The sequence below is a fragment of the Pseudomonas sp. LFS044 genome, from assembly GCF_047978245.1.
Classification (GTDB): Bacteria; Pseudomonadota; Gammaproteobacteria; order Pseudomonadales; family Pseudomonadaceae; genus Aquipseudomonas.
Genome location: NZ_JBFPFX010000002.1, coordinates 112,984 through 139,560 on the forward strand (window position 1 = coordinate 112,984; position 26,577 = coordinate 139,560).

The window sequence follows — 26,577 nt, forward strand, 5'->3', positions numbered from 1 at the left end:
GAAAGCCCCCCAGCTAAAAACTACTAATGCGTGCTAATTCGTTCCTTAGCATCGCCGTCGCGCTTTTCATCTTTCGCGACAATCTCGGGAGCCACATCTGGCAAGGGCTCCGGGGCGTATTGCAGCGCAATTTGCAGGACTTCGTCAATCCATTTGACCGGTTTGATCTGAAGATCCTGTTTGATATTTTCCGGAATCTCCTTCAGATCGCGAACATTCTCCTCCGGAATGATCACCGTCTTGATCCCCCCACGGTGTGCCGCCAGCAGTTTTTCCTTCAACCCGCCGATGGCCAACACCTGGCCACGCAGGGTGATTTCGCCGGTCATGGCCACGTCGGCACGTACCGGAATCTGCGTCAGCGCGGACACCAGCGCGGTGCACATGCCGATACCGGCGCTCGGGCCGTCCTTCGGCGTGGCGCCCTCGGGCATGTGGATGTGCACGTCGTGTTTCTCGTGGAAGTCGGCGGCAATCCCCAGGCTGCGGGCACGGCTACGGACCACGGTCTGCGCGGCAGTGATGGATTCGACCATCACGTCACCCAGCGAGCCGGTCTTGATCAGCTGGCCCTTGCCTGGGATGACCACCGATTCGATGGTCAGCAATTCGCCGCCCACCTGGGTCCATGCCAAGCCGGTAACCTGGCCGATCTGGTCCTGCTGCTCGGCCAGGCCGTAGCGGAACTTGCGCACGCCCAGCAGGTGCTCGAGCTGCTCGCTGGCGACCTTGACCTTGACCTGTTTCTGCCCGGTATGTTCCTTGACCACCTTGCGGCAGACCTTGGCAATCTGCCGCTCGAGGCCTCGGACACCGGCTTCGCGGGTGTAGTAACGGATGATGTCGCGAATCGCCGAGACGTCGACCTCAAGCTCTTCCTTCTTCAGCCCGTTGGCCTTGACCTGCTTGGGCACCAGGTACTTGACCGCGATGTTGATCTTCTCGTCCTCGGTGTAGCCCGGCAGGCGGATGACTTCCATGCGGTCAAGCAGCGCCGGCGGGATGTTCATCGAGTTCGAGGTGCACAGGAACATCACGTCCGAGAGGTCGTAGTCGACTTCCAGGTAGTGGTCGTTGAAGTTGTGGTTCTGCTCGGGGTCGAGTACCTCCAGCAGCGCCGAGGCGGGGTCGCCACGCATGTCGCTGCCCATCTTGTCGATCTCGTCGAGCAGGAACAGCGGGTTGCGCACGCCCACCTTGGTCATTTTCTGGATCAGACGGCCAGGCATCGAACCGATGTAGGTCCGGCGGTGGCCACGGATCTCGGCCTCGTCACGCACGCCGCCCAGGGCCATGCGCACGAACTTGCGGTTGGTCGCCGCAGCGATCGACTCGGCCAGCGAGGTCTTGCCCACGCCAGGCGGGCCAACCAGGCACAGCACCGGGCCGCGTATCTTCTTCACGCGCTTCTGCACGGCGAGGTACTCGAGGATCCGCTCCTTGACCTCTTCCAGGCCATAGTGGTCGGCATCGAGGATTTCCTCGGCCTTGGTCAGGTCCAGGCGGACCTTGCTCTGGGCCTTCCACGGCACCTGCACGAGCCAGTCGAGGTAGGACCGTACCACGGTGGCCTCGGCCGACATCGGCGACATCTGCTTGAGCTTGTTCAGCTCGGCCTGGGCCTTGGCCAGGGCGTCTTTCGGCAGGCCTGCGGCTTCGATGCGCTTTTTCAGCTCTTCGACTTCGTTGTGGCCTTCGTCGCCATCGCCGAGCTCTTTCTGAATGGCCTTCATCTGCTCATTCAGGTAGTACTCGCGCTGGCTGCGCTCCATCTGCTTCTTGACCCGACCACGGATACGTTTCTCGACCTGCAACAGGTCGATCTCGGCATCCAGCATGGCCAGCACGTGCTCGACACGGGTCGACAGGTCGACGATCTCGAGGATTTCCTGCTTCTGCTCGATCTTCAGCGCCATGTGCGCGGCCATGGTATCGACCAGGCGCCCAGGCTCTTCGATGCTGTTGAGCGACGACAGCACTTCGGCGGGCACTTTCTTGCCCAGCTGCACGTACTGCTCGAACTGCGACAGCAGCGTGCGCACGAAGACCTCCGACTCGCGCTCGGCGGCGTCGGTTTCGTCGATCAGGGAAACTTCGGCACGGATGTGCCCTTCTACTTCGGTAAAGCGTTCAACGGCGCCACGCTGCTCGCCCTCGACCAGCACCTTGACGGTGCCATCCGGCAGCTTCAGCAGTTGCAGCACGGTTGCAACGGTACCGACGCGGTACAGGGCGTCTTCGCCCGGATCATCGTCGGCAGGGTTCTTCTGGGCCAGCAGAAGGATCTGCTTCTCGCCAGTCATCGCAGCCTCAAGGGCCTCAATGGACTTCTCACGCCCCACAAACAGCGGGATGACCATGTGCGGATAAACGACGACATCGCGCAATGGCAAAAGAGGCAAGTCGAGGGTGGTCTTCATGATTTCGCCTCTACAGCGGCCTTATGGCCGGAAACCGGTGGAAATATTGCTTGGACCTAATGTGGGGGCACGCTTGGGAAATTACAAGCGCTTGCATAGGAAAAGCAGAAAGGGGCCCGTAGGCCCCTTTCTTGCTTGCTGGCAACAGCCGACTCAGGCGTCGGGTGCGACCTTGGCTTGCGGCTCGCTGTTTTCGTAGATCATCAGCGGCTGCGAAGTGCCTTCGATGACGCTCTCATCGATCACCACTTTGCTGACATCCTTCTGCGAAGGAATCTCATACATGGTGTCGAGCAGCACACCTTCGAGGATCGAACGCAGGCCACGGGCGCCGGTTTTGCGTTCCAGGGCCTTGCGTGCAACGGCCTTGAGCGCATCACTGCGGAACTCGAGGTCGACGCTTTCCATCTCGAACAGCTTGGCGTACTGCTTGGTCAGGGCGTTCTTCGGCTCGGTAAGGATCTGCATCAATGCAGCCTCATCCAGCTCGTCGAGGGTCGCCAGAACCGGCAGACGGCCGACGAACTCAGGGATCAGGCCAAACTTGACCAAATCGTCCGGCTCGACTTCACGCAGCGATTCGCCAACCTTCTTGCCCTCTTCCTTGCTGCGTACTTCGGCGCCAAAACCGATGCCACCTTTGGTGGAGCGGTTCTGGATGACCTTTTCCAGGCCCGAGAAGGCGCCACCGCAGATGAACAGGATGTTGCGGGTATCAACCTGCAGGAACTCCTGTTGCGGGTGCTTGCGGCCCCCTTGCGGCGGAACGGAGGCCACGGTGCCTTCGATCAGCTTCAACAACGCCTGCTGCACGCCTTCGCCCGAAACGTCACGGGTGATGGACGGGTTGTCCGACTTGCGCGAAATCTTGTCGATCTCGTCGATGTAGACGATGCCCATCTGGGCCTTTTCCACGTCGTAGTCGCACTTCTGCAGCAGTTTCTGAATGATGTTCTCGACGTCCTCACCCACGTAACCGGCTTCGGTCAGGGTGGTGGCGTCAGCAATGGTGAACGGCACGTTCAACAGGCGTGCAAGGGTTTCGGCGAGCAGGGTCTTGCCCGAGCCAGTTGGCCCGATGAGCAGGATGTTGCTCTTGCCGAGTTCGACCTCGTCACCCTTCTTGTCACGCTGATTCAGGCGCTTGTAGTGGTTGTACACCGCTACGGCCAGCACCTTTTTCGCGCGCTCCTGACCAATCACGTACTGGTCCAGGATGCCGCTGATTTCTTTCGGCGAAGGCAATTTGTGCGCGCTGCTTTCGGCCTGGGCTTCCTGCACCTCCTCACGGATGATGTCGTTGCACAGGTCGACGCACTCGTCGCAGATAAATACCGAGGGCCCGGCAATCAGTTTGCGCACTTCGTGCTGGCTTTTGCCGCAGAAGGAGCAATAAAGCAATTTGCCGCTGTCCTCGCCGTTACGGGTGTCAGTCATTCGATCGATCCAATCCGGTAGGCTTGCAACACAAGATGAAGGCAATTGCGGGCTTTTTCAAGTCCGCAGGTAGGCGCTTTCGACGCCTACCTGCTCTGACACCTGGGTTCAGGAGGCCAGTTGCCGCTTGTCGTATACCGAGTCGATGAGGCCATACTCGGCCGCGCGCGAGGCGCTCATGAAGTTGTCACGCTCAGTATCACGCTGGATGGTCTCGAGATCCTGGCCGGTGTGGTAGGCCAGCAGCTCGTTCAAACGCGCCTTGATGCTGAGAATTTCCTGGGCGTGGATCTGGATGTCGGTGGCCTGACCCTGGAAGCCGCCGAGCGGCTGGTGGATCATGACGCGCGAGTTCGGCAGGCAGTGACGCTTGCCCTTGGCACCCGCAGTCAACAGGAAGGCACCCATGCTGCAGGCCTGGCCGATGCAGATGGTCGACACGTCCGGCTTGATGAACTGCATGGTGTCGTAGATCGACATGCCGGCCGTCACCGAACCGCCTGGGGAGTTGATGTAAAGATGGATATCCTTGTCCGGGTTTTCCGCCTCGAGGAACAGCATCTGCGCCACTACCAGGTTGGCCATGTAGTCTTCTACAGGGCCCACCAGGAAGATCACTCGCTCCTTCAACAAGCGCGAGTAGATGTCATAGGCGCGTTCGCCGCGGGCGGACTGCTCGATAACCATCGGGACCAGGCCGCCTGCGGCCTGGATGTCAGAGCTCTGCTGAATATAAGAATTGCGGGACATGTCCTGCGCTCACTCCCAAATAGTCATGGCTTGAATACGCACAAGCCAGCGCGAAGGCTGGCTTGTGGGGTTTCCTACGAAAGAACCGGATTACTCAGCTTCGGCAGGAGCCTGTACTGGTTTTACGGCTTCTTCGTACGAGACCGACTTGTCGGTCACAGTCGCTTTCTGCAGAACAGTATCTACAACTTGCTCTTCCAGCACAACCGAACGCACTTCGTTCAGTTGCTGGTCGTTTTTGTAGTACCAGGAGATGACCTGCTCAGGCTCTTGGTAAGCCGAGGCCATTTCTTCGATCATTTCGCGAACCTTGCCTTCGTCCGGCTTCAGGTCGTACTGCTTGACCACTTCGGCGACGATCAGGCCCAGCACCACACGGCGCTTGGCTTGCTCTTCGAACAGCTCGGCCGGCAGTTGCTCAGGCTTGATGTTGCCACCGAACTGCTGAACAGCCTGGACGCGCAGGCGGTTGACTTCGTTTTCCAGCAGGGCTTTCGGTACTTCGATCGGGTTGGCGGCCAGCAGACCGTCCATGACCTGGTTTTTCACCTTGGTCTTGATCGCCTGACGCAGCTCACGCTCCATGTTCTTGCGAACTTCGGTGCGGAAGCCTTCCAGGGTCGATTCCTTGATGCCGAACTGGGCGAAGAATTCTTCGTTCAGCTCTGGCAGCACAGGGGCCGAAACGCTGTTGACGGTGATGGTGAACTCGGCGGCTTTGCCAGCCAGGTCCAGGTTCTGGTAGTCCTCAGGGAAGGTCACGTTGACAACGCGCTCTTCGCCTGCTTTGGCGCCAACCAGGCCGTCTTCGAAGCCTGGGATCATGCGGCCGGAACCCAGTACCAGCTGGGTGCCCTGGGCCGAACCACCGGCGAAGGCTTCACCGTCGATCTTGCCGACGAAGTCGATGTTGACCTGGTCGTCTTTCTCGGCAGCGCGCTCGACAGCCTCGAAGCGGACGTTCTGCTTGCGCAGCACTTCCAGCATGTTGTCCAGGTCGGCGTCAGCCACTTCGGCGCTCAGGCGCTCGACGTTGATCGACTCCAGGCCGGAAACAGCGAACTCCGGGAACACTTCGAAGATAGCGACGAATTCCAGGTCCTTGCCCTTCTCGAAGGACTTCGGCTCAACGGCCGGAGCGCCAGCCGGGTTCAGCTTCTGCTCGACGATGGCTTCGTAGAAGGAAGCCTGGACCAGGTCACCGAAGGCCTCTTGGCGAGCATCGGCTTCGAAACGCTGACGGATCACGCTCATCGGCACTTTGCCTGGGCGGAAGCCCGCGACTTTGGCGCGCTTGGCAGTCTGCTGCAGACGCTTGTTGACTTCGTTCTCGACGCGCTCGGCCGGAACGGCGATGGTCATGCGGCGCTCGAGAGCGGAAGTGTTTTCAACAGAAACTTGCATGGATATTCCTCGTTGCACAGACGTTAGCCGGCGATAGCCCGACTCCAGAATCAAGGGCAAGCATTCTAGTGAGTCACGCACCAGAAGTCACCCCACTCGGGACGACGGGAAACCACGCCGGTCGATTAGCTTGCAAGGCCCGCACGGCTTGCCGCCGGGCCTCTTTATATAAGTAGGCTGCGCAACGCCATCGGCGGCGCGCAACCGAAATACCTTGTCAAACAACTGCAGCGTGTGAAAACGCCCTTATTGCGGGTCGATCTCGTTGAACTGGCAGTACTCTTCCCACTCCATGCCCAACGCCTCGGCCACTTCGCGATGGGTCTCCAGGCGCATGGCTTGCAGCTGCTCGGGGGTTTCGGCGATCAGTTGCAGCGCCAGCTCCCAAGGCTGCAGGCCCTGCTCGTCGGCGGCATCCTCGAACGCCCACTGGATCTGCTGAGCCTGCTCGCGCGCATCCAGCTCACTGATCTCTTCGAGCAGTTGCGGATTGGCTTCGGCGAAGCGCTGCAGCGCCAGGGCCTGGCGGGCTTCTTTTGCAATCATCGGGCTATTCCTCTACCGACCTGTCAGTCGGTGTTTCAACCGGCTGAAATCTATCAGCTTTTATTGGGGTGTCACCAGAGGATTACAAGGGGGTTGCGCGATGTTTTTTTGAGGGCGCATGCCTTGAGTTTTGAGGCGCGAAGCGCTTGCCTTGGGATCTTCAGCGCCCTTGAGATCGAGCGCCGCCCGCGCGGCGCATCGCGGGCAAGCCCGCTCCTACATTTGTTGCAACGCGCCGTTCCAGTCAGGCCATGTTTGTTCGCCTTGGCGCATGACTTAAGACAGGTGAGGCGGCGGCAGCGCCAGCCGAAACATCGCGCCATGCCAACAAGGCTGACAACTATGGCCTCACAGGCCATGGCACGTTGCAACAAATGTAGGAGCGGGCTTGCCCGCGATGCGCCGCGCGGGCGGCGCTCGATCTGCGCACCACCGCACAACCCAAGCCATGCCCCCCAAAAAGCCCAAAAACCAAAAACCAAAAACCAAAAACCAAAAACCAAAAACCAAAAAAGCCGCAATCAGCGGCTTTCTCTCACAAGCTAAAAAAACAAACAGTCAGCACAACGCAAAAAACAAAGGCGCCCGATTTTACAATCAAGGCGCCTTCAAAAATATGGGGTGGACGATGGGAATCGAACCCACGACAACCGGAATCACAATCCGGCGCTCTACCAACTGAGCTACGCCCACCATATTGCAGTGTTGCGGTACAGCTTACAGAAGCATGGTGCGGACGAAGAGACTCGAACTCTTACAGCTTGCGCCGCTGGAACCTAAATCCAGTGTGTCTACCAATTTCACCACGTCCGCGTAACGCTTAAAACAAAGGCGCCAGATCTACATCGAGGCGCCTTCGCAGAATATGGGGTGGACGATGGGAATCGAACCCACGACAACCGGAATCACAATCCGGCGCTCTACCAACTGAGCTACGCCCACCATATCGCTTTACAGACTTACTTGCTTGCCCAAGCTGCCTAATGGCGCACCCGGCAGGACTCGAACCTGCGACCATCCGCTTAGAAGGCGGATGCTCTATCCAGCTGAGCTACGGGCGCTTAAGCGTGAAGCCTAACCGAACGAGCAGCAAACAAACCACTCATTCTGCCCGACCTCGCCAACCAGTGCTAGGCTGTGCCCGACAAGTGCGGCGAATCTTATAGACGAGCTAGAAAACCGTCAACACCTTTTTCTAAAAAACTCAAAATATTTAAGGGGTTAGAGGATTTGCCCGACCACCCGCCTTTGCCCTCGGGCCATGTCGTGCGAGAATGCGCCCTCTTTATTGTTCCTTTCTCGATGGTTAATCACGCGTCTATGACTGCACACCTAATCGATGGCAAGGCGATCGCCGCCAACCTGCGCAAGCAGATCGCTCAACGTGTCGAGGAGCGTCGCCAGCAAGGCCTGCGCACGCCTGGCCTGGCAGTGATCCTGGTCGGCACCGACCCCGCCTCCCAAGTCTATGTCTCGCACAAGCGCAAGGACTGCGAAGAGGTCGGCTTCATTTCGCAGGCGTTCGACCTGCCCAGCGAAACCACGCAGCAAGCTCTGACCGAGCTGATCGACCGCCTGAACGACGACCCGGCCGTGGACGGCATCCTGCTGCAACTGCCGCTGCCGGCGCATCTTGATGCATCGCTGCTGCTCGAGCGCATCCGCCCGGACAAGGACGTCGACGGCTTCCACCCGTACAACATCGGCCGCCTGGCCCAGCGCATCCCGCTGCTGCGCCCGTGCACCCCGAAAGGCATCATGGCCCTGCTGGAAAGCACCGGCCAGGACCTGTATGGCATGGACGCGGTGATTGTCGGCGCGTCCAACATCGTTGGCCGCCCGATGGCCATGGAACTGCTGCTGGCTGGCTGCACCGTGACTGTTTGCCACCGCTTCACCAAGGACCTCGCTGGCCACGTCGGCCGTGCCGACCTGGTGGTGGTGGCTGCCGGCAAGCCGGGCCTGGTCAAGGGTGAGTGGGTCAAGGAAGGCGCCATCGTCATCGACGTCGGCATCAACCGCCAGGACGACGGCAAGCTGGTCGGCGATGTGGTCTACGAGACCGCCCTGCCCCGCGCCGGCTGGATCACCCCGGTACCGGGTGGTGTCGGCCCGATGACCCGCGCGTGCCTGCTGGAAAACACGCTGTATGCGGCCGAAGAGCTGCATAAGTAAGTAGCAGTGACATGAAAACGGCACCTCTGGCAGGTGCCGTTTTTTTTGCCTGAAGCTTATCGGGTGGCCGTACTGGCCCTATCGCCGGCAAGCCGGCGCCTACAGGTTCGGGTGATTTGCTCAACCCGTGGGAGCCGGCTTGCCGGCGATGGCGCCCACCCGGTCTCTAGCCGGTCACTTGCGCGCCGCCTCCCACGACTTCAGCAGTTCGCTGTAGCTGACCGTCTCGCCCTTGGGCTTCTCGTTGGCCAGCTTCGGCTTCGGCGCACCCGGCTGGTCGAACCAGTACTGGGCATCTTTCTCCGGGTTCATCTTCGGCGCACAGGTGGCCTGGGCGTTGGAGCGCTGCAACCGCTCCATCATCTTGTCCTGGTCGCGGGCCAGGCCATCCAGCGCCTCCTGCGGGGTTTTCTCACCACTGGCCACTTCGGCGATATGGCTCCACCACAACTGCGCCAGGCGTGGGTAGTCCGGTACGTTGGTGCCGGTCGGGGTCCATTGCACGCGCGCCGGGCTGCGGTAGAACTCCACCAGCCCGCCGAGCTTGGGCGCAAGGTCAGTCATGGCCTGGGAGTTGATGTCCGACTCGCGAATCGGCGTCAGGCCGACGATGGTCTTTTTCAACGACACGGTCTTGGAGGTGACGAACTGCGCGTACAGCCACGCGGCCAGGCGCTGCTTCTCGGGGGTCGATTTGAAGAAGGTCCAGGACCCGGTGTCCTGATAGCCCAGCTTCATCCCCTCTTCCCAGTACGGCCCCTTGGGCGACGGTGCCATACGCCATTTTGGCGTACCGTCGGCGTTGACCACCGGCAGCCCCGGCTTGGTCATGTCGGCGGTGAACGCGGTGTACCAGAAGATCTGCTGGGCGATGTTGCCTTGCGCCGGTACCGGGCCGGCCTCGGAGAAGGTCATGCCCTGCGCTTCTTTCGGTGCGTAGGCGCGCATCCAGTCAACGTATTTCTGCGTGGCATACACCGCTGCCGGGCCGTTGGTGTCGCCGCCACGGGTAACGCTGGAGCCCACCGGGTGGCAGTCCTCCACGCGGATCCCCCATTCGTCTACCGGCAGCCCATTGGGCAGGCCTTTGTCGCCGCCACCGGCCATCGAGAACCAGGCATCGGTGAAGCGCCAGCCCAGCGAAGGGTCCTTCTTGCCGTAGTCCATGTGGCCATACACGCGCTTGCCGTCGATTTCCTTCACGTCCTCGGTAAAGAACTTGGCGATGTCCTCGTAGGCCGACCAGTTCACCGGCACGCCCAACTCATAGCCGTACTTCTCCTTGAACTTGGCCTTGAGCTCGGGCCGGTCGAACCAGTCGGCGCGGAACCAGTACAGGTTGGCGAACTGCTGGTCAGGCAATTGATAGACCTTGCCATCCGGCGCGGTGGTGAAGGAAATACCGATGAAGTCCTTGAGGTCCAGTGTCGGCGAGGTGTAGGCCTTGCCTTCATTGGCCATCAGGTCGGTGATCGACTCCACCTTGCCGTAGCGAAAGTGCGTGCCGATCAGGTCGGAATCATTTACCCAGCCGTCGTAGATGTTCTTGTCCGACTGCATCTGCGTCTGCAGCTTTTCTACCACATCGCCCTCCTGGAGCAGGTCATGGGTCAGCTGGATGCCGGTGATCTCGCTGAACGCCTTGGCCAGCACCTTGGACTCGTACTCATGGGTGGTGATGGTTTCCGACACCACGTTGATCTTCATGCCACGGAACGGCTCCGCGGCCTTGATGAACCACTTAAGCTCCGCCAGCTGCTGCTCGGGCGTCAGGGTGGAAGGCTTGAACTCGCTGCCGATCCACTTTTTCGCCGCGTCTTCGTACTGGTCGGCCCACGCCGCACCCTGCACGCTGGCCAGCACCAGCAACGCGGCCAGGGTCAAATGTCGCCGATTGTGTTTGTTATGGAACATTGTGATCTCCCGATTGAGTTTTCCCCGGAGCCGTCGCTCAGCCCCAGCGCAGCACTACCACCAGCCAGCCCAGCGACAGCAGCGAGGCCACCCACAACGGCCAGTCGCTGGCCCCGACTACCAGCAAGTGCAGGTAGGCGCTGACCAGCAGGCCGATGAACAACCGGTCGCCACGGCTGGTGACGATCGGCAGAAAGCCGCGCCGCTCCACGCAGGGGCGGCGCAGTTCGAGCAGGGTCATGCACAACAGCAGCACACCGACGGCGGCGAAGAACAGCGCCGTGGGCAGGGTCCAGGCCATCCATTCCATGCGTCCCCCTCCTCAGACCCGGCCCAGGGCAAAGCCCTTGGCCACATGGTTGCGGACGAACCAGATCACCAGCATGCCGGGCAGGATGGTCAGCACCCCGGCCGCTGCCAGCACGCCCCAGTCAATGCCCGAAGCGGACACGGTGCGGGTCATCACCGCCGCAATAGGTTTGGCGTTCACCGACGTCAGGGTGCGTGCCAGCAGCAGTTCGACCCAGGAAAACATGAAGCAGAAAAACGCCGTGACACCGATGCCTGAGCCAATCAGCGGGATGAAGATCTTCACGAAGAACCGCGGGAAGCTGTAACCATCGATGTACGCGGTCTCGTCGATCTCTTTCGGCACCCCCGACATGAACCCCTCGAGAATCCACACCGCAAGTGGCACGTTGAACAGGCAATGGGCCAGGGCAACGGCGATGTGGGTGTCGAACAGGCCGATGGACGAGTACAGCTGAAAGAACGGCAGCAGAAATACCGCCGGTGGCGCCATGCGATTGGTCAGCAGCCAGAAGAACAGGTGACGGTCGCCCAGGAAGCGATAGCGCGAAAAGGCATACGCCGCCGGCAGTGCCACCAGCAGTGAAATGACCGTGTTCAAACAGACGTAGTACAGCGAATTGATGTAGCCGCTGTACCAGCTGGCATCGGTGAATATCACCCGGTAGTTGTCCAGCGTGAACCCCTGTGGCCACAGGGTCAGGCCGCCGAGGATTTCACTGTTGCTCTTGAACGACATGTTCAGCAGCCAGTAGATCGGCACCAGCAAAAAGAAGAAGTACAGCAGCAGGGCCAGCGTCTTGCGCGTGCTCATGGCCTAGTCCTTGTCGGCGTGGGTCATGGCTGTGTAGAACAGCCACGACACCAGCAGGATGATCAGGAAGTACACCAGCGAAAACGCCGCCGCCGGGCCCAGGTCGAATTGCCCTACGGCCATGCGCGTGAGGGTCTGGCTGAGGAACGTAGTGGCGTTGCCCGGCCCGCCGCCGGTGAGCACGAACGGCTCGGTGTAGATCATGAAGCTGTCCATGAAGCGCAGCATCACCGCGATCAGCAGCACGTTCTTGAGCTTGGGCAACTGGATGTGGCGGAACACCGCCCAGGCCGATGCACGGTCGATACGCGCGGCCTGGTAATACACGTCGGGGATGGCGCGCAGGCCCGAATAGCACAGCAGCGCCACCAGCGACGTCCAGTGCCAGACGTCCATCACCAGTACCGTGAGCCAGGCATCGAACGGGTCGCCGGCATAGTTGTAGTTGACCCCAAGCTTGGCCAGCGTTGCGCCCAGCAGGCCGATGTCGGCGCGGCCGAAGATCTGCCAGATGGTGCCGACCACGTTCCACGGGATCAGCAGCGGGATGGCCATGACGATCAGGCACACCGAGGCCATGCGCCCCTTGGTCGGCATGGTCAGGGCAATGCCGATGCCCAGCGGGATCTCGATCAGCAGCACGCACGCGGAATAGATGAACTGGCGCAGCAAGGCGTCGTGCAATGCCGGGTCGCGCAGCACCTGGCGGTACCAGTCGGCGCCGACGAAGTAGCGGCTGGACTGGTCGAAAATGTCCTGCACCGAATAGTTGACCACCGTCATCATCGGCATCACGGCGCTGAAAGCCACCAGCAGGAACACCGGCAGCACCAGCCACCAGGCCTTGTTGTTGGGCACCTTGTTCATGGCCCGGCCTCCAGCAGCACATCGTCCACATACAGCATCAGCCACTGCGTCGGCAGGCTGACCCAGGCCTGGCCTACCGGCAACGGCCGATCCTCGGCCAGGCGCGCCTTGAGCGACACGCCGCCCAGCACCAGCGTGACGATGCGGTAGGTGCCCAGGTCTTCGACGTCCAGCACCTGGGCCGGGTACGCGGCATCGAATGGGCTGTCCCACAGCTGCACGAACTCCGGGCGAATGCCCACTTGCAGGCGCCCGCCCGGCGCCGCTGCCAAGCGTTCACGCAGGCCATCGGGCAACGGCAGGTGGACGCCCCCGAACACCACCCCTTGCGTTTCGGCCTGCACATCGATCAGGTTCATCCCGGGGCTGCCGATGAAGTAGCCGACGAAGGTGTGCCGCGGCCGTTCGAACAGCTCCCGTGGCGTGCCGAACTGGACGATGCGCCCGCCGTGCATCACTGCGATCTTGTCGGCGAAGGTCGAGGCTTCCAGCTGATCGTGGGTGACGTAGATCATGGTGATGTTGAACTGCTCATGGATCTGCTTGAGCTTGCGCCGCAGCTTCCATTTCAGGTGCGGGTCGATCACCGTGAGGGGCTCGTCGAAGAGGATCGCCGAGACGTCGTCACGCACCAGGCCGCGGCCCATCGAGACTTTCTGTTTTTCGTCGGCACTGAGGTTGCGGGCCTTTTTCTTCAGCACCGCAGCCAGGTCGAGCACCTCGGCGATCTCCTCGACCCGGCTGCGCACTCGGCCCTCGTCCAGGCCCTGGTTGCGCAAGGGGAACGCCAGGTTGTCGAACACCGTCATGGTGTCGTACACCACCGGGAACTGGAACACCTGGGCGATGTTGCGCTGCTGCGGTGAAAGGTGGTTGACCGGCTTGCCGTCGAACAGCACTTGGCCATGGGACGGTGTCAGCAGGCCCGAGATGATGTTCAGCAGCGTTGACTTGCCGCACCCCGACGGCCCGAGCAAAGCATAGGCGCCGCCCTGCTCCCACACGTGTTCCAACTCATGCAGGGCATAGTCATTCGCGTCGACGGGCTGGCGGCTGTAGCTGTGCGCCAACTGGTGCAAACGGATTTCGGCCATCAGGCACTCCTCGCCTGGCGCAGGCCCGGCGCCTGCACCAGTGCCCCGGTACTGTCGAAGACGAACAGCTTGTGGGTGGGGATGAACACACGGATCGGCGTATCCACCTGATACTCGTGTACGCCAGGCAGGTGCAGGACCATCCGCCAGTGCTCGTTACGCACGTGCAGGAAGGTCTCGGAACCACTGATCTCGGCCAGCTCAACCAGCACCGCCAGCTCCAGGTCATCGTCGTGGGCCGGCACCAGGCTGATGTGACTGGGGCGTACACCAAATTGATAATCGCCATCCACCAGGCCCTTCAGGTCGGCGCTGCGGGCAAAGTGCACCGCCAGGGCCAGGCTCACCTCGTTGCCACTGACGCGCCCGGGCACCAGATTGATCGGCGGCTCAGAAAACAGTTCGGCGGCCAGCACGCTGCAGGGCCGCTGGTAAACCGCGGAGGTAGGGCCGCTCTGGACGATGCGGCCCTCGTGCAAAAGGGTGGTGGTGCCGCCCAACGCCAGCGCTTCGTTGGGCTCAGTGGTGGCATACACGGCAATGCAGTTGCGCGCAGCGAACAGCTCGCGCAGCTCCTGGCGCAGCCCCTCGCGCAGCTTGTAGTCGAGGTTGACCAGCGGTTCGTCGAACAGGATCAGCCCGGCGTCCTTGACCAACGCCCGGGCCATTGCCGTGCGCTGCTGCTGGCCACCGGACAGCTCCAGCGGCAAACGCTGCAGGTAGGGGGCAATGCGCAGCATTTCGGCGGTTTCCTGCACCCGCCGGCGGATCTCGGGCTCGGCCAGGCGCGCCTGGCGCAAGGGTGAGGCGATGTTCTCGTAGACGCTCAGGTTCGGGTAGTTGATGAACTGCTGATAGACCATCGACACGTTGCGCCGACGCACCGGCACACCGGTGACGTCCTCGCCCGCCATCAACACCCGGCCATGCTCGGGTCGGTCGAGCCCGGCCATCAGGCGCATCAGGCTGGTCTTGCCGGCCAGGGTCCGGCCCAACAGCACGTTGAACGAACCGGGCTCGAAGCGCAGGGACGCGTCGATGATCCACGGTTGCCCGTCGACGCTGCGGCTGACCTGCTCCAACACCAGGGACATGGCGTGGCCTTCTTGTGATTATTGTCTGCCAGGCACAGCCAGTTCCGTGCCAGTTGCGCCACAAGGCTCTGGCGCGCGGCTTCCCCTGCGCAAGCCGACCAGTTGCCGTTCACAACTGAACAGTTTCGCTGAACACCTGAACAACGGCGGGTTTGACATTGAACAACCCTGAACGACACTGAACAGCGGTCGGCTGAAAACAACAATCACACAGGACAGGCCCATGGCCACATCCGCTTCGACCCATGCCCAACTGATCCAGGCTTCCTGGGCCCGCTGCCGCGATCTCGGCCTGCAGCCGCAGAGCGCGCCAGACTTCGATTGCCTGACCCACGGCGAACTCAGCGCCCTGCTGGAACGGCGCCAGGCACTGCTGCAACTGACCCGCGATACCGTGCTGCCGCAGTATGCGCACCTGCTGGGCAATGCCAGCTACCTGGTGATGCTCGCCGACGCCAGCGGCTGCCTGCTCGACACCTGGGGTTCGCGACGCTTCATCGACCCACACCATCAGCATGGCTTCAGTGCTGGCGCCCACTGGCACGAACGGGGCGTGGGCACCAACGCGCTGGGCACCGCGCTGGTCTGCGCGCAGCCCATTCATGTAGGCCAGGATGAACACTTCCTGCGCCAAAACCGCTACATGGCCAGCGCCGCAGCGCCGCTGTTCGACGCCCAGCGCCAACGTGTCGGCGTGCTCGACGTGGCCAGCGACGGCTACCTGCCGGCCAGCCAGACCCTCGGCCTGGTGCGCATGATGAGCCAGAGCCTGGAGAACCGGCTGATCCTTGCGCAGCACGGTGACCAGCACGCGCAACTGCTGTTCAACAGCGCCTCGGACAACCTCGACAGCCCCTGGGCCGGGCTGCTGATCTTCGATGAGCGCGGCCAGGTGCTCGCCGCCAATCACCGCGCCGACAGCCTGCTCGGCGGCAACCCGCTGCGCCAGAACCTGGAGCAGCTGTTCCAGATGCCCATGCGCCAATTGCTCGCCCATGCCCAGCAACAGCCATTCGCCCTGCAGGCCGCCGGGCGCAACCGTTTCCACTGCCAATGGCAGGCGCCCCGGCAACGCCCCACGCGTCCTGCCCCTCGTGCGGGCGACCCGCGCCTGGACAAAGCCCTGACCCAGGCCAGCCTGCTGCTGGAAAAGGACATCCCGGTCCTGGTCCAGGGTGAAACCGGCGCCGGCAAGGAAGTCTTCGTCGACACTCTGCACCGCGCCAGCAGCCGTGGCCACCAGCCGCTGATCGCGGTCAACTGCGCGGCCATCCCGGCGGAGCTGGTCGAATCGGAACTGTTCGGCTACGACAAGGGGGCCTTCACCGGCGCCCACCACAAGGGCAACCCCGGGCTGATTCGCAAGGCCGACCACGGCATTCTGTTCCTCGACGAAATCGGCGATATGCCGCTACCGACCCAGGCCAGGCTGCTGCGTGTACTGCAGTCGCGCAGCATCCAGCCACTGGGCAGCGGCGAACCGGTGACGGTGGACATCCGCGTGGTCTCGGCAAGCAACCGGGACCTGGCCGAAGAAGTGCGCGCCGGGCGCTTCCGCCAGGACCTCTACTACCGCGTGGCCGGGCTGACCCTGACCCTGCCGGCTTTGCGCGAGCGCAGCGACCGGCGCGAGCTGATCGAGCAGGTTCACGCCCGGTACCTGGAGCCAGGCCAGCCACGCCAATTGCCTGCGGCCACACTCGCCCTGCTGCTGCGCCACCCATGGCCCGGCAACCTGCGGCAATTGCACAGTGTGCTGCAGGTAGCGCTGGCCTTGGCCGGGGTGCAGCCGATCGGCGCCGAGCACCTTCCCGACAGCTTCCTCGCCCAGGCCAGCGAACTGCCCGCATGTGCGACCGTATCCGCACACGACGCAGCGTCGGGCGACCTGGCCGACCTGCTGCAGCGCTGCGGCGGCAACCTGTCTTCGCTGGCACGCCTGCTGGGCATCAGCCGCACCACCCTGTACAAGCGCCTGCGCGAACAGGGCACGCTCAACGCTGCCCCCTGATGCTCACAGCCGATTCGGCTGTGAGGCACTCCAATTCAGCTGCAACCGCTGTATTCAGCCCCCTCCAACACCCATGCTCGTGCTGCATCTGTCAGAAAATATACCTACAGCCCACCCTGAATGCCTGCCCGACATTCCGGTGCGTCGCTGCAGGGAGAATGTGATGACCCGCTTCATCGATGTGCAAGACCTCGCCCGCCTGGCCAATCGCAAGGGCCTGGCCACCTGCATGGTGGAGATGGCCGAGTACATTCGCCAGGACTACCTGCGCTGGCACGCCTTCGAAAAATGCCCGCGCATGGCCAACCACTCAAAAGACGGCGTGATAGAACTGATGCCGGTGTCCGACGCCAGCCTGTACGCCTTCAAATACGTCAACGGCCACCCGAAGAACACCCGCCATGGCCTGCCCACGGTCATGGCCTTCGGCGCGTTGAGCGACGTCGATTCCGGCCTGCCGCTGCTGCTCAGCGAAATGACCCTGGCCACCGCAATCCGCACCGCCGCCACCTCGGCCTTGGCCGCCCGCTACCTGGCGCGCGACGACAGCCGCAGCATGGCGCTGATCGGCAATGGCTCGCAAAGCGAGTTCCAGGCCATCGCCTTCAAGATGCTGCTGGGCATCGATGAAATCCGCCTGTACGACATCGACCCCGCGGCCACGGCAAAACTGGTGGCCAACCTGTCGGGCCGGCCTGGGCTCAAGCTGATCGTCGCCCACTCGGTCGCCGACGCGGTGCGGGGTGCCGACATCGTCACCACGGTGACGGCGGACAAGGCCTACGCGACCATCCTTACCCCAGACATGATCGAGCCGGGCATGCACCTGAACGCGGTCGGCGGCGACTGCCCCGGCAAGACCGAGCTGCACCGCGACATCGTCGAGCGGGCCCGGGTGATCGTCGAGTACGAACCGCAAAGCCGCATTGAAGGCGAGATCCAGCAGATGCCTGGCGACTCGCCTGTCACCGAGTTCTGGCAGGTGGTGGCGGGCGTTGCCAAGGGCCGTGAAAGCGTTGAACAGGTCACCCTGTTCGATTCGGTAGGCTTTGCCCTGGAGGACTACTCAGCGCTGCGCTATGTGCTGGATACAGCGCGGGCTCTGGGTATCGGCCGGGAGATCGAGCTGGTGCCGACGCTGGAGAACCCGAAAGACTTGTATGCGCTGCTGCAACCACGGGTGGTAGAAATGCGCCCAGCGCAGCAGGCCGACAGCGCCTGCGCTTGAATAGACCGGGGCTGCCTCGCAGCCCAATCGCCGGCAAGCCGGCTCCCACAATGTGGACTGCCCCCAAGAAGTTGGACACCAATCCAACCCTTGGGAGGCAGCCCAGCCCTGTGGGAGCCGGCAAGCCGGCGATTGGGCCACCTCGTAATTGAGGAAGCTCACCCGATAAGCGCCTACCCTGTCCTTGCCCCTTTTTGCAAAGAAGCCGCGCGCATGGACACCAAGGACGCCACCCAGCCCCCGCTGGACCGCATCGACCACGCCATCATCGACGTGCTGCGCGTCGACGGTCGCATCACCTTCGAAAAACTCTCGAGCCTGGTCCACCTCACGCCGCGCCCGTGCCTTGAGCGTGTGCGCAAGCTGGAGCGGCGCGGGGTGATCCGCGGTTATGGCGCCATCCTCGACCTGCAGAAGATCGCCCCGGGGCTGTCCCTGCTGGTGCTCGTGGCCTTGTCCAACCAGAGCGGGCGGGCTGCGCAAAAAGCCTTCGAAGCGACCATGCAGCAGTGCCCGCAAGTCTATGAGTGCCAGCTGATCAGCGGCCACTTCGATTACAGCCTGCGCATGCGCTGCCGTGACATGGAGCATTACCGGGTGCTGAGCGAAACCTGGATGAACGACGACGCGCTGCACATCGACAAACTGGTCGCCCACCCCGAGCTGGCCTCGGTCAAAAGCATGGCGCCGCAGCCCTGAGCTGCGGCACTTGGCAGGCTGCTTGCTCAGGCTACCCAGGCATCGGCAAAAGGCGCCTGGTTGCGCGAATTCATAATCCACAGTACGCACCGAATTAGAGCCCGCCAAGCCAAATTGCCCCACAACTGGTCAGACCGGTAAGGCCAAAAACCCTTGCAAAGGAGGATTTTTCGCGCTTTTATGGTCCCGCGCTGAACAAACCGGTAAGACCACAAAAATAATTAAGTCCTGCGCTCTTTCGCCCCGTGCGGCACCGAAGCAAGGACACCGATCAGAGATCACTCCCATGCTCAAATGGTGCTCGCGTTCGATCTTCCTGCAAGTCGTGCTCGGCCTTGCCCTCGGCATCGCCTGCGGCCTCAGCTTCCCCGACCTTTCCCTGCAACTCAAACCCCTCGGTGATGGCTTCATCAAGCTGATCAAGATGCTGATTGGCCTGATTGTCTTCTGCGTGGTGGTCAGCGGCATTTCCGGTGCCGGCGACCTCAAGAAAGTCGGCCGCATCGGCCTCAAATCGGTGATCTACTTTGAAGTGCTGACCACCATCGCCCTGGTGATCGGCCTGATATTCGCCTTCAGCAGCGGTATCGGCAGTGGCGCCAACATTCACCTGGACCAGCTGTCCAGCGCCGACGCCAACGGCCTGGCCGAGCGCGGCCAGCATATCCATGGCGCTACCGCGTTCTTCATGGACTTGATCCCGACCTCGGTGGTCGGCGCCTTCGCTGACAACAACATCCTGCAGGTGCTGCTGTTCTCGGTGCTGTTCGGCAGCGCGCTGAACCTGGTGGGCGACTCGGCCGCCGGCATTTCGCGGCTGATCAACGAGCTCAGCCATGTGATTTTCCGCATCATGGGCATGATCGTGCGCCTGGCGCCGATCGGCGTGTTCGGCGCCATTGCCTTCACCACCAGCAAATATGGCCTGGAGTCGCTGCAGCACCTGGGTGGCCTGGTGGCCCTGTTCTACCTGACCTGCGCCGGCTTCGTGCTGATCGTCCTGGGCACCGTGATGCGGGTGTCGGGCCTCAAATTGCTGCCGTTCATCAAGTACCTGCGTGAAGAGCTGACCATCGTGCTCGGCACCGCCTCCTCCGACGCCGTGCTGCCGCAGATCATGCGCAAGCTCGAGCACCTGGGCATCGGCAGTTCCACCGTGGGCCTGGTGATCCCGACCGGCTACTCGTTCAACCTCGATGGCTTCTCCATCTACCTGACCCTGGCCATCGTGTTCATCGCCAACGCCACCGGCACCCCCTTGGAAATGACCGACCTGCTGACCATCCTGCTGGTGTCGCTGGTGACGTCCAAGGGCGCGCACGGCATCCCGGGTTCGGCGCTGGTGATCCTTGCCGCCACCCTCACCGCCGTCCCGGCGATCCCGGTGGTGGGCCTGGTGCTGGTGCTGGCGGTGGACTGGTTCATGGGCATTGGCCGCGCATTGACCAACCTCATCGGCAACTGCGTGGCGACCGTGGCCATTGCCCGCTGGGAAAAAGACATCGACCTGGAACGTGCGCAGAACGTGCTCGACGGCAAACCCGGCTTCGCCCACGCACCGCGCAAGCCAGCCACCGCCCAGCAACAGGAATTCTGAGCCCACGAGGCCGGCGCTGGCGCCGGCCCTTTCCAGGAGCGAACCGTGATCAGCTCATCAACCGTTGTCACTTCAGTGGTGGAAAAACTGCGCCAGGCCTTGGCCCGCGGGCAATGGCGCTCCGGCGACATGCTGCCCGGCCAGCGCGAACTGGCCGAGCAGCTGGGTATCAGCCGGCCGAGCCTGCGCGAGGCGGTGACCGTGCTGGAAACCCTGGGCCTGGTGCGTTCGCTGCCGGGCAAAGGGGTGCTGGTGCTGGAGGCCGAAGCCGCGCAGCTGGAACCCGGCGTCGACACCACCGCTGCGGCCAGCCTGGCCGATGTGCTGGAGCTGCGCTACACCCTCGAACCCTTCATCGTCGGCCTGGTGGCGCAATCGGCCAACAGCCAGGACATCGGCCAGCTGCGCCTGACCCTGATGGACATGCGCGAAGCCCTGGATGCCGACGACAGCGAGGCCGGGGCCAAGGCGTACATTGCCTTCCATGAGGCGCTGTTCGCCCTGACCACCAACCCGATCTTCCAGAGCGTCGTGCAGCAGACGGGCAACGCCCTCAAGCAAAGCGCCAGCATGCTGCGCAACTCCCCCGAGCACCTGGCCGCACGGCTCAAGGAAAACGAAGCAGTGGTTCGCGCCATCCGCGACCGCAACAGTGCCCAGGCCAGCGCCCAGATGCGCCAGCACATCCTCGCCGAAGGCCTGCGCATGGGCATCGAACTGAACATCCCGGATGACCATCCGCGTCCATGACCCCAGGAGAGCGACCATGACCGCCTGCGCCCACGCCGCCCCCCACCTGCCTGCCCTGCTCGCCGTCGGCGAAACCCGCCTGTCGGCCGAGCAGATCTACCCGCGCCTGTTCGACGCCATCCTCGAGCAGCGCCTGCCCCCCGGCAGCCTGCTGCCCGAACAGGCACTGGGCAACGCCTTTGGCGTCAGCCGCACGGTGATCCGCCGGGTGCTCGGGCGCCTGTCGGACCAGCAAGTGGTGGTGCAGCGCCCCAGCCACACCGCACACCTGGCCGCCCCCGACCCCCAACAGGCGCGCCAGGTGCTCAGCGCCCGGCGGTTGGCCGAAACCACCCTGATCAGCCTGGCCGCGCAACGCGCACGGCCGGCGCACATCCGCCAATTGCGCGCACTGGTCGAACGGGAACGCCACCATCACGAACGGGGCGAACGCTGCGCGGCGATCCGCCTGGGTGGCGAGTTTCACCTCAAGCTCGCCCAGGTGGCGGCCAACGCGCCGCTGGCGCGGTTTCTCAATGGCCTGGTGCCGATGACCTCGCTGATCATTGCCCGCTATGAATCGCCTTGTTGCGACCATTGCGCCTGGGAAGAACACACAGCGATCATCGATGCCGTCGAGGCCGGTGACAGCACCGCAGCACTGGCGCTGATGCACGAGCACCTGAACCGCCTGGAAGAAAAACTCGACCTGGAGCAGTGACGCGATGGGCTGCACAGCAGCCCGCCCGAGCCCCTCTTATACTCGGGTAACCCCCCAAGCCTCTTACCCAGGAAGGCGGTCGCGTGAGCACGCGCATCCTCTTGCTGCTTTGCCTCCTGCTGGCCCTCGCTGCCTGTGCCGGCAAGCGCCCGCCTGCCCCGCCGCCGCCTGCCGTACTCACCCCCGCCGCCTGGCAACGCATCGACCAGGAGCTGATCGATGCCTCGGTGGGCGCTGCCGGCTCTGCCAACGACTATGCGCGGCGCTCGATGCGGGTGTGGAAGGAGCAGGTGCAACAACGGACCGAAAGCGATTTCATCCCGTGGTTCACAGGGTACTGGACCCAGCAATGGCTGACGCTCAAGGTGGCCTGGTACAAGCTCGACAGCGGCCAAGGCCGTGAGCCTGCGGAAAAACGCCTTGCCCTGTACCTGCAGGAGCAGTACCACAAAAGGGTGATCGAGCCCGTGGCCGAGCAGATCAACCCCGAAGGTATCCGCGACCGTGCCAGCGAGTTGTACCTGCAACTGTTCGGCCAGCAACTGCAGGGCATCATCCAGCGCTACAACGCCCCGCCCGACCAGCTCAGCCAGCGCCTCAACCGCATCCCCGCCATCAACCTGGGCCCGCCGCCGGCGCGCAATGCCAGCCTTTATCAATTGCTCAAGGCCAAACCGCTCGACCAGCAACCCGCCTGGCTCGCCCTGCGCGAGCACTTGCATCAACAAGCCACCAAAGGCCCTGGGAAGACCGATGTGGGCCTGTCGTCGGTGGCCAACCGCGCCAGCGAAAAACTCGGCGCCACCCTGGCCCCGCGCGGCATCGCCAGTGCCGTGGCGAGTGCGGTGGGCAAGGTGGCCGGGGCGATGATTTCGATCGCGGCGGCGGGCTACGGCATGATGACCCATGACCGCGAGCACCCGGAGATGGTCGAGCAGCTGCGGGTGATCCTCAACGTTGCGCTCAACCAGGAATGGCAGGAGCTGATGGAAAACCGCCAGAGCGGCGCCATGGCGGGGGTGTACTACCTGTCGGGGCAAGTCGAGGACAGCTTGCTGTTGGCCAGTGCACCGCGGGCACAGGGGCAAGAACAGCAACCGCAGCCGGCGCGGCAGGCGCCGTTATTGATTCGCCTGCCGCCTTAGCGGTTGGTTTTACCGGCCGCTCAGGCCGTGGCCATGGCCGATATCGGCAAACCGAAGATCCGGTCGAACGCCCAGTTGTAGGCGAAGGTGTAGCACGGCACCAGGATGATGAACGCCAGATCCACCAGGAACGCCTCCACCAGGCTCATGCCCAGCCACCAGGCGATCAGCGGAATCAGGTACACCACCAAGGTCAGCTGGAAGCCGATGGCATGCGCCACCCGCCGCGCCACGCTGCGCCCGCGCTTGGCCTGGCGGCTCTCCCAGTACTCGAACAGGCTGTTGTAGATCAGGTTCCAGAGCATGGCGATGGTGGTGATCATCACCGCCAGCGGCCCGGTATGCGAGGCCTCGGTATCCGACAGGTAGGCCAGCCCAAGGGTCGACATGCACAGGCCGATCAATTCATAAAAGGTCACGTAGACCAGTTTGCGTTTCAGTCCCTGCACGGGTTTACCTCATGTGACAAAAAGCGAAGGGGCGCAAGAATGCTTCAATCCGCTTGACAGAAAAAGTCGGTAGCTTTCAGATTCACTGACAGGAGGCTGCCATGAACTTTTCCAGCGACAACATTCAGCTGTTTCTTGCCGTGCTCGACCGCGGCTCATTCTCGGCTGCTGCCCGCACCCTTGGCCGGGTGCCTTCGGCAGTCAGCATGGCCATCGGCAACCTTGAGGCGGAGCTGGGCTACGCCTTGTTCGAGCGCGGCCCGCGCGAGGTGCGCGCCACTGCCCAGGCACTGGCCCTGGAGCCGCACGCCAGGTTGATCGCCGAACAGCTCGGGCTGCTGCAGGTGCATGCGCTGGAGCTGTCCCAGGGCCTGGAAAGCAGCCTGACCCTCGCTGTGGTCCCGGACATCGACCACCGCCCGCTGCTGGCGGCCATCGCCACGCTCGGCGAGCGCTTTCCGTTACTGGACATCCAGGTACTCAGCGCCCCCCAGGAAGAAGCGCTGCAACTGCTCGACAGCGGCCGCGCCGACCTGTGCCTGGCGTTTGCCGGCCTGCAGGTGGATGCGCACCGGGGGTTTCAGCACATTGGCATGGAGTCGCTGGTGGCGACGCTGTCACCGGCGCACCCGGCACTGCGCGACGGGCGCATCCAGTACCTCGAAGACCTGATCAATGTGCGCCAGATCCTGGTGCGCAGCCGCGACCTGCCATTGGCCGACCCGCGCGCGCTGATCGGCGCCGCGCACTGGTCCACCGACAGCTTCGACCTGGCGCTGCAAATGGTCGAAGCCGGCCTGGGCTGGGGCGACTTGCCACTGGCGCGGGTGGCGCCGCTGATCGACGCAGGGCGCCTGGTGCGCCTGCAATTTCGCAATACCCGCAACGAACTGCAGCTGCCGCTTCATGCCTGCTGGCGCAAGCGGCAACCGCTGCGCCAGGCCGCGCGTTTGCTGATCGAACAGCTAGCAAAACGCTAGCGCACCGTCCGTCGAAATCGCCTCAGCTAGATGACGTAAGTGTTTCAATTTTTTAGGCGAATAGCCGATATCAGAGTGGACAGGCCCCCATCGCGCCACGAGCGCGCGGCGCCCTCCCCTCAATGGCTCAAGGTCTCGAAACATGAACCTGAAATTTCGCCACAAGATCCTGCTCAGCGCCTGCGGCGTCGTGGTGCTGGCATTTGCCCTGTTCACGCTCTACAACGATTACCTGCAACGCAACACCATCCGCCAGAATATCCAGTCATCGGTGCAACAGGCCGGCGCACTGACTGCCAGCAGCGTGCAGAACTGGATGAGCGGGCGCATCCTGGTGCTGGAAAACCTGGCGCAGGACATCGCCGAACAAGGGGCTGGCGACACCCTGGCGGGGCTGATCGAGCAGCCCTCCTATACGCGAAACTTCCTGTTCACCTACCTGGGCCAGGCCAACGGCGTATTCACCCAGCGCCCCGACACGCAAATGCCGGCCGGCTATGACCCGCGCCAACGGCCGTGGTACGCCAGCGCAGCGAACGCTGGGCAAACCGTGCTCACCGCCCCCTACCAAGGCGCTGTCGGCGGCCTGATGGTAACCATCGCCACGCCGGTGAAAAGCAAGCAAAACGGCGAGCTGGTCGGCGTGGTCGGCGGCGACGTGACCCTCGACACCCTGGTGCAGATCATCAACTCGGTCGATTTCGGCGGCATCGGCCACGCCTTCCTCGCCGACAGCAGTGGCCAGGTGATCGTCAGCCCGGACAAAGACCAGGTGATGAAGAACCTCAAGGACATCTACCCAGGCGCCGGCCTGCGCGTTGCAGCCGACATGCAGGATGTCACCCTCGATGGCCAGCAGCGGTTGATTTCGTTTGCCCCGGTGGCCGGCCTGCCCTCGGCCCAGTGGTACATCGGCCTGTCGATCGACAAGGACAAGGCCTACGCCGCACTCGCCCAGTTCCGCACCTCGGCGATTATCGCGATGCTCATCGCCGTGGCCGCCATCGCCGGCCTGCTGGGCCTGCTGATCCCGGTGCTGATGCGCCCGCTGACCACCATGGGCCGCGCCATGCGCGACATCGCCGAGGGTGAAGGCGACCTGACCCGCCGCCTGGACGTGCAGCACAAGGACGAGTTCGGCGAACTGGCCACCTCGTTCAACCACTTCGTCGAGCGCATCCACACCTCGATCACCGAAGTGTCTTCGGCCACGCGGCTGGTGCACGACCTTTCCGAGAAAGTGGTCCATGCATCCAATGCCTCGATCATCGGCTCCGAAGAGCAGAGCATGCGCACTAACAGCGTCGCCGCGGCCATCAACGAACTGGGTGCCGCCACCCAGGAAATCGCCCGCAACGCCGCCGACGCCTCGCAACATGCCAGCGGCGCCAGCGAGCAGGCCAATGGCGGGCGGCAGGTGGTCGAAGAAGCGATCAATGCCATGACCGCCTTGTCGCAGCGCATCAGCGAATCGTGTGAGCAGATCGAAACGCTCAATACCAGCACCGACGAAATCGGCAAGATCCTCGACGTGATCAAGGGCATCTCCCAGCAGACCAACCTGCTGGCGCTCAACGCCGCCATCGAAGCCGCCCGCGCCGGCGAGGCCGGGCGTGGCTTTGCGGTGGTCGCCGACGAGGTTCGCAACCTGGCGCACCGCACCCAGGAGTCGGCCGAAGAAATCCACCGCATGATCACCAGCCTGCAGGTGGGCTCTCGCGAAGCGGTGCACACCATGAACACCAGCCAGGTCTCCAGCGAACAGACCGTGCAGGTTGCCAACCAGGCCGGTGTGCGTTTGGCCAGCGTGACCCAGCGCATCGGCGAGATCGATGGCATGAACCAGTCGGTGGCAACCGCGACCGAAGAACAGACTGCCGTGGTCGAGAGCCTCAACCTGGACATCACCCAGATCAACGCGCTCAACCAGCAAGGTGTGGAGAACCTTAACCAGACGCTGCAGCATTGTGATGCGCTGGCCCAGCAGGCCGGGCGGCTCAAGCAACTGGTGGGCAGCTTCCGTATCTGACGGCGTCGACGGGGGGCTGCCATGCAGCCCCTACACCCGCCTTGCCGAGTGTGCGGCCAGGCGCGGCCGGTTATAACCTAATAACGAACAAGTCTATTTGGCTATAAAAACTACCTATATGCTGGCACCCATCCGATCACGGGCTAAAGCTGGGCAGTCGAGTAG

The 26,577-nt window shown here is 62.9% G+C and carries 22 protein-coding genes, 4 tRNA genes and 1 pseudogene; 11 read left to right on the top strand and 16 right to left on the bottom strand.

Annotated elements, in window-relative coordinates; genetic code table 11:
* Positions 1–23: 23 nt before the first annotated feature.
* The 9 genes from lon to ACNQPL_RS02105 form a co-directional block, all read right to left on the bottom strand.
* Positions 24–2,420, bottom strand: coding sequence for an endopeptidase La (lon, locus tag ACNQPL_RS02065; RefSeq protein ID WP_416465617.1), 2,397 nt, complete (start codon positions 2,418–2,420; stop codon positions 24–26).
* 153 nt (positions 2,421–2,573) lie between these two features.
* Positions 2,574–3,857: an ATP-dependent Clp protease ATP-binding subunit ClpX gene (clpX, locus tag ACNQPL_RS02070; RefSeq protein ID WP_346615428.1), complete on the bottom strand. Its 1,284-nt coding sequence runs from the start codon at positions 3,855–3,857 to the stop codon at positions 2,574–2,576.
* 108 nt (positions 3,858–3,965) lie between these two features.
* A complete protein-coding gene (gene clpP / locus ACNQPL_RS02075) occupies positions 3,966–4,607 on the bottom strand; it encodes an ATP-dependent Clp endopeptidase proteolytic subunit ClpP (RefSeq protein ID WP_012271562.1) in 642 nt (213 codons plus the stop codon).
* 90 nt (positions 4,608–4,697) lie between these two features.
* Complete coding sequence (gene tig / locus ACNQPL_RS02080; protein ID WP_346615427.1) at positions 4,698–6,011, bottom strand: trigger factor; 1,314 nt, start codon at positions 6,009–6,011, stop codon at positions 4,698–4,700.
* Positions 6,012–6,257: 246 nt separating this feature from the next.
* Positions 6,258–6,557 (bottom strand): DUF6388 family protein, encoded by a 300-nt coding sequence (locus ACNQPL_RS02085; protein ID WP_346615426.1) that lies wholly within the window; start codon positions 6,555–6,557, stop codon positions 6,258–6,260.
* Between the two features lie 617 nt (positions 6,558–7,174).
* Positions 7,175–7,250 (bottom strand) — tRNA-His (locus ACNQPL_RS02090).
* Positions 7,251–7,285: 35 nt separating this feature from the next.
* Positions 7,286–7,370, bottom strand: a tRNA-Leu gene (locus ACNQPL_RS02095).
* A gap of 53 nt (positions 7,371–7,423) precedes the next feature.
* Positions 7,424–7,499: transfer RNA gene (locus tag ACNQPL_RS02100), tRNA-His, on the bottom strand.
* A 42-nt stretch (positions 7,500–7,541) separates the two neighbouring features.
* Positions 7,542–7,618 (bottom strand) — tRNA-Arg (locus tag ACNQPL_RS02105).
* Positions 7,619–7,877: 259 nt separating this feature from the next.
* Between ACNQPL_RS02105 and folD the strand changes: the two genes are divergently transcribed.
* The gene (gene folD, locus ACNQPL_RS02110) at positions 7,878–8,732 is read left to right on the top strand and encodes a bifunctional methylenetetrahydrofolate dehydrogenase/methenyltetrahydrofolate cyclohydrolase FolD (RefSeq protein WP_346615781.1); all 855 of its coding nucleotides are present in this window, start codon (positions 7,878–7,880) and stop codon (positions 8,730–8,732) included.
* Between the two features lie 174 nt (positions 8,733–8,906).
* Here folD and ACNQPL_RS02115 read toward each other — a convergent pair whose 3' ends face one another.
* The 6 genes from ACNQPL_RS02115 to ACNQPL_RS02140 are packed head-to-tail and all read right to left on the bottom strand — an operon-like array spanning position 8,907 to position 14,824.
* A complete protein-coding gene (locus tag ACNQPL_RS02115) occupies positions 8,907–10,646 on the bottom strand; it encodes an ABC transporter substrate-binding protein (RefSeq protein ID WP_346615782.1) in 1,740 nt (579 codons plus the stop codon).
* A gap of 37 nt (positions 10,647–10,683) precedes the next feature.
* Positions 10,684–10,956 (bottom strand): DUF2160 domain-containing protein, encoded by a 273-nt coding sequence (locus ACNQPL_RS02120; RefSeq protein WP_346615783.1) that lies wholly within the window; start codon positions 10,954–10,956, stop codon positions 10,684–10,686.
* Between the two features lie 12 nt (positions 10,957–10,968).
* The gene (locus tag ACNQPL_RS02125) at positions 10,969–11,769 is read right to left on the bottom strand and encodes a carbohydrate ABC transporter permease (RefSeq protein ID WP_346615784.1); all 801 of its coding nucleotides are present in this window, start codon (positions 11,767–11,769) and stop codon (positions 10,969–10,971) included.
* 3 nt (positions 11,770–11,772) lie between these two features.
* Positions 11,773–12,636, bottom strand: a complete 864-nt coding sequence (locus ACNQPL_RS02130) for a carbohydrate ABC transporter permease (RefSeq protein ID WP_346615785.1) — start codon at positions 12,634–12,636, stop codon at positions 11,773–11,775.
* Positions 12,633–13,730, bottom strand: coding sequence for an ABC transporter ATP-binding protein (locus tag ACNQPL_RS02135; RefSeq protein WP_346615786.1), 1,098 nt, complete (start codon positions 13,728–13,730; stop codon positions 12,633–12,635). Before ACNQPL_RS02135 ends, ACNQPL_RS02130 begins: the two co-directional genes overlap by 4 nt.
* On the bottom strand, positions 13,730–14,824 hold the full coding sequence (locus tag ACNQPL_RS02140; RefSeq protein ID WP_346615787.1) for an ABC transporter ATP-binding protein: 1,095 nt from the start codon (positions 14,822–14,824) through the stop codon (positions 13,730–13,732). Before ACNQPL_RS02140 ends, ACNQPL_RS02135 begins: the two co-directional genes overlap by 1 nt.
* Positions 14,825–15,047: 223 nt before the next feature.
* On the opposite strand from ACNQPL_RS02140, the gene ACNQPL_RS02145 reads away from it, so the two are divergent.
* The 7 genes from ACNQPL_RS02145 (at position 15,048) to ACNQPL_RS02175 (ending at position 22,954) form a co-directional block, all read left to right on the top strand.
* The gene (locus tag ACNQPL_RS02145) at positions 15,048–16,835 is read left to right on the top strand and encodes a sigma-54-dependent Fis family transcriptional regulator (RefSeq protein WP_346615788.1); all 1,788 of its coding nucleotides are present in this window, start codon (positions 15,048–15,050) and stop codon (positions 16,833–16,835) included.
* Between the two features lie 163 nt (positions 16,836–16,998).
* The gene (locus ACNQPL_RS02150; protein WP_416465622.1) at positions 16,999–18,063 is read left to right on the top strand and encodes an ornithine cyclodeaminase; all 1,065 of its coding nucleotides are present in this window, start codon (positions 16,999–17,001) and stop codon (positions 18,061–18,063) included.
* A 213-nt stretch (positions 18,064–18,276) separates the two neighbouring features.
* Positions 18,277–18,762 carry an Lrp/AsnC family transcriptional regulator gene (locus ACNQPL_RS02155; protein ID WP_416465624.1) on the top strand — a complete coding sequence of 162 codons (486 nt, stop codon included), beginning with the start codon at positions 18,277–18,279 and terminating at the stop codon, positions 18,760–18,762.
* Positions 18,763–19,048: 286 nt separating this feature from the next.
* Positions 19,049–20,359 (top strand): C4-dicarboxylate transporter DctA, encoded by a 1,311-nt coding sequence (locus ACNQPL_RS02160; RefSeq protein WP_416465626.1) that lies wholly within the window; start codon positions 19,049–19,051, stop codon positions 20,357–20,359.
* 45 nt (positions 20,360–20,404) lie between these two features.
* The gene (locus ACNQPL_RS02165; RefSeq protein WP_346615792.1) at positions 20,405–21,109 is read left to right on the top strand and encodes a FadR/GntR family transcriptional regulator; all 705 of its coding nucleotides are present in this window, start codon (positions 20,405–20,407) and stop codon (positions 21,107–21,109) included.
* Positions 21,110–21,125: 16 nt separating this feature from the next.
* Positions 21,126–21,809 (top strand): GntR family transcriptional regulator, encoded by a 684-nt coding sequence (locus tag ACNQPL_RS02170; protein WP_346615793.1) that lies wholly within the window; start codon positions 21,126–21,128, stop codon positions 21,807–21,809.
* Positions 21,810–21,892: 83 nt separating this feature from the next.
* Positions 21,893–22,954, top strand: coding sequence for a hypothetical protein (locus ACNQPL_RS02175; RefSeq protein ID WP_346615794.1), 1,062 nt, complete (start codon positions 21,893–21,895; stop codon positions 22,952–22,954).
* 20 nt (positions 22,955–22,974) lie between these two features.
* Here ACNQPL_RS02175 and ACNQPL_RS02180 read toward each other — a convergent pair whose 3' ends face one another.
* Entirely contained in the window at positions 22,975–23,403 is a 429-nt protein-coding gene (locus ACNQPL_RS02180; RefSeq protein WP_416465628.1) for a PACE efflux transporter, read from the bottom strand.
* Positions 23,404–23,504: 101 nt separating this feature from the next.
* On the opposite strand from ACNQPL_RS02180, the gene ACNQPL_RS02185 reads away from it, so the two are divergent.
* The 3 genes and pseudogenes from ACNQPL_RS02185 to ACNQPL_RS02195 all read left to right on the top strand — a co-directional run bounded on the left by ACNQPL_RS02185 (position 23,505) and on the right by ACNQPL_RS02195 (position 26,412).
* Positions 23,505–24,383: a LysR family transcriptional regulator gene (locus ACNQPL_RS02185; protein WP_346615796.1), complete on the top strand. Its 879-nt coding sequence runs from the start codon at positions 23,505–23,507 to the stop codon at positions 24,381–24,383.
* 142 nt (positions 24,384–24,525) lie between these two features.
* Positions 24,526–25,554, top strand: a pseudogene (gene mcpA, locus ACNQPL_RS02190) (methyl-accepting chemotaxis protein McpA); the annotation flags it as partial.
* 117 nt (positions 25,555–25,671) lie between these two features.
* The gene (locus ACNQPL_RS02195) at positions 25,672–26,412 is read left to right on the top strand and encodes a methyl-accepting chemotaxis protein (RefSeq protein WP_416465786.1); all 741 of its coding nucleotides are present in this window, start codon (positions 25,672–25,674) and stop codon (positions 26,410–26,412) included.
* Positions 26,413–26,577: the final 165 nt, after the last annotated feature.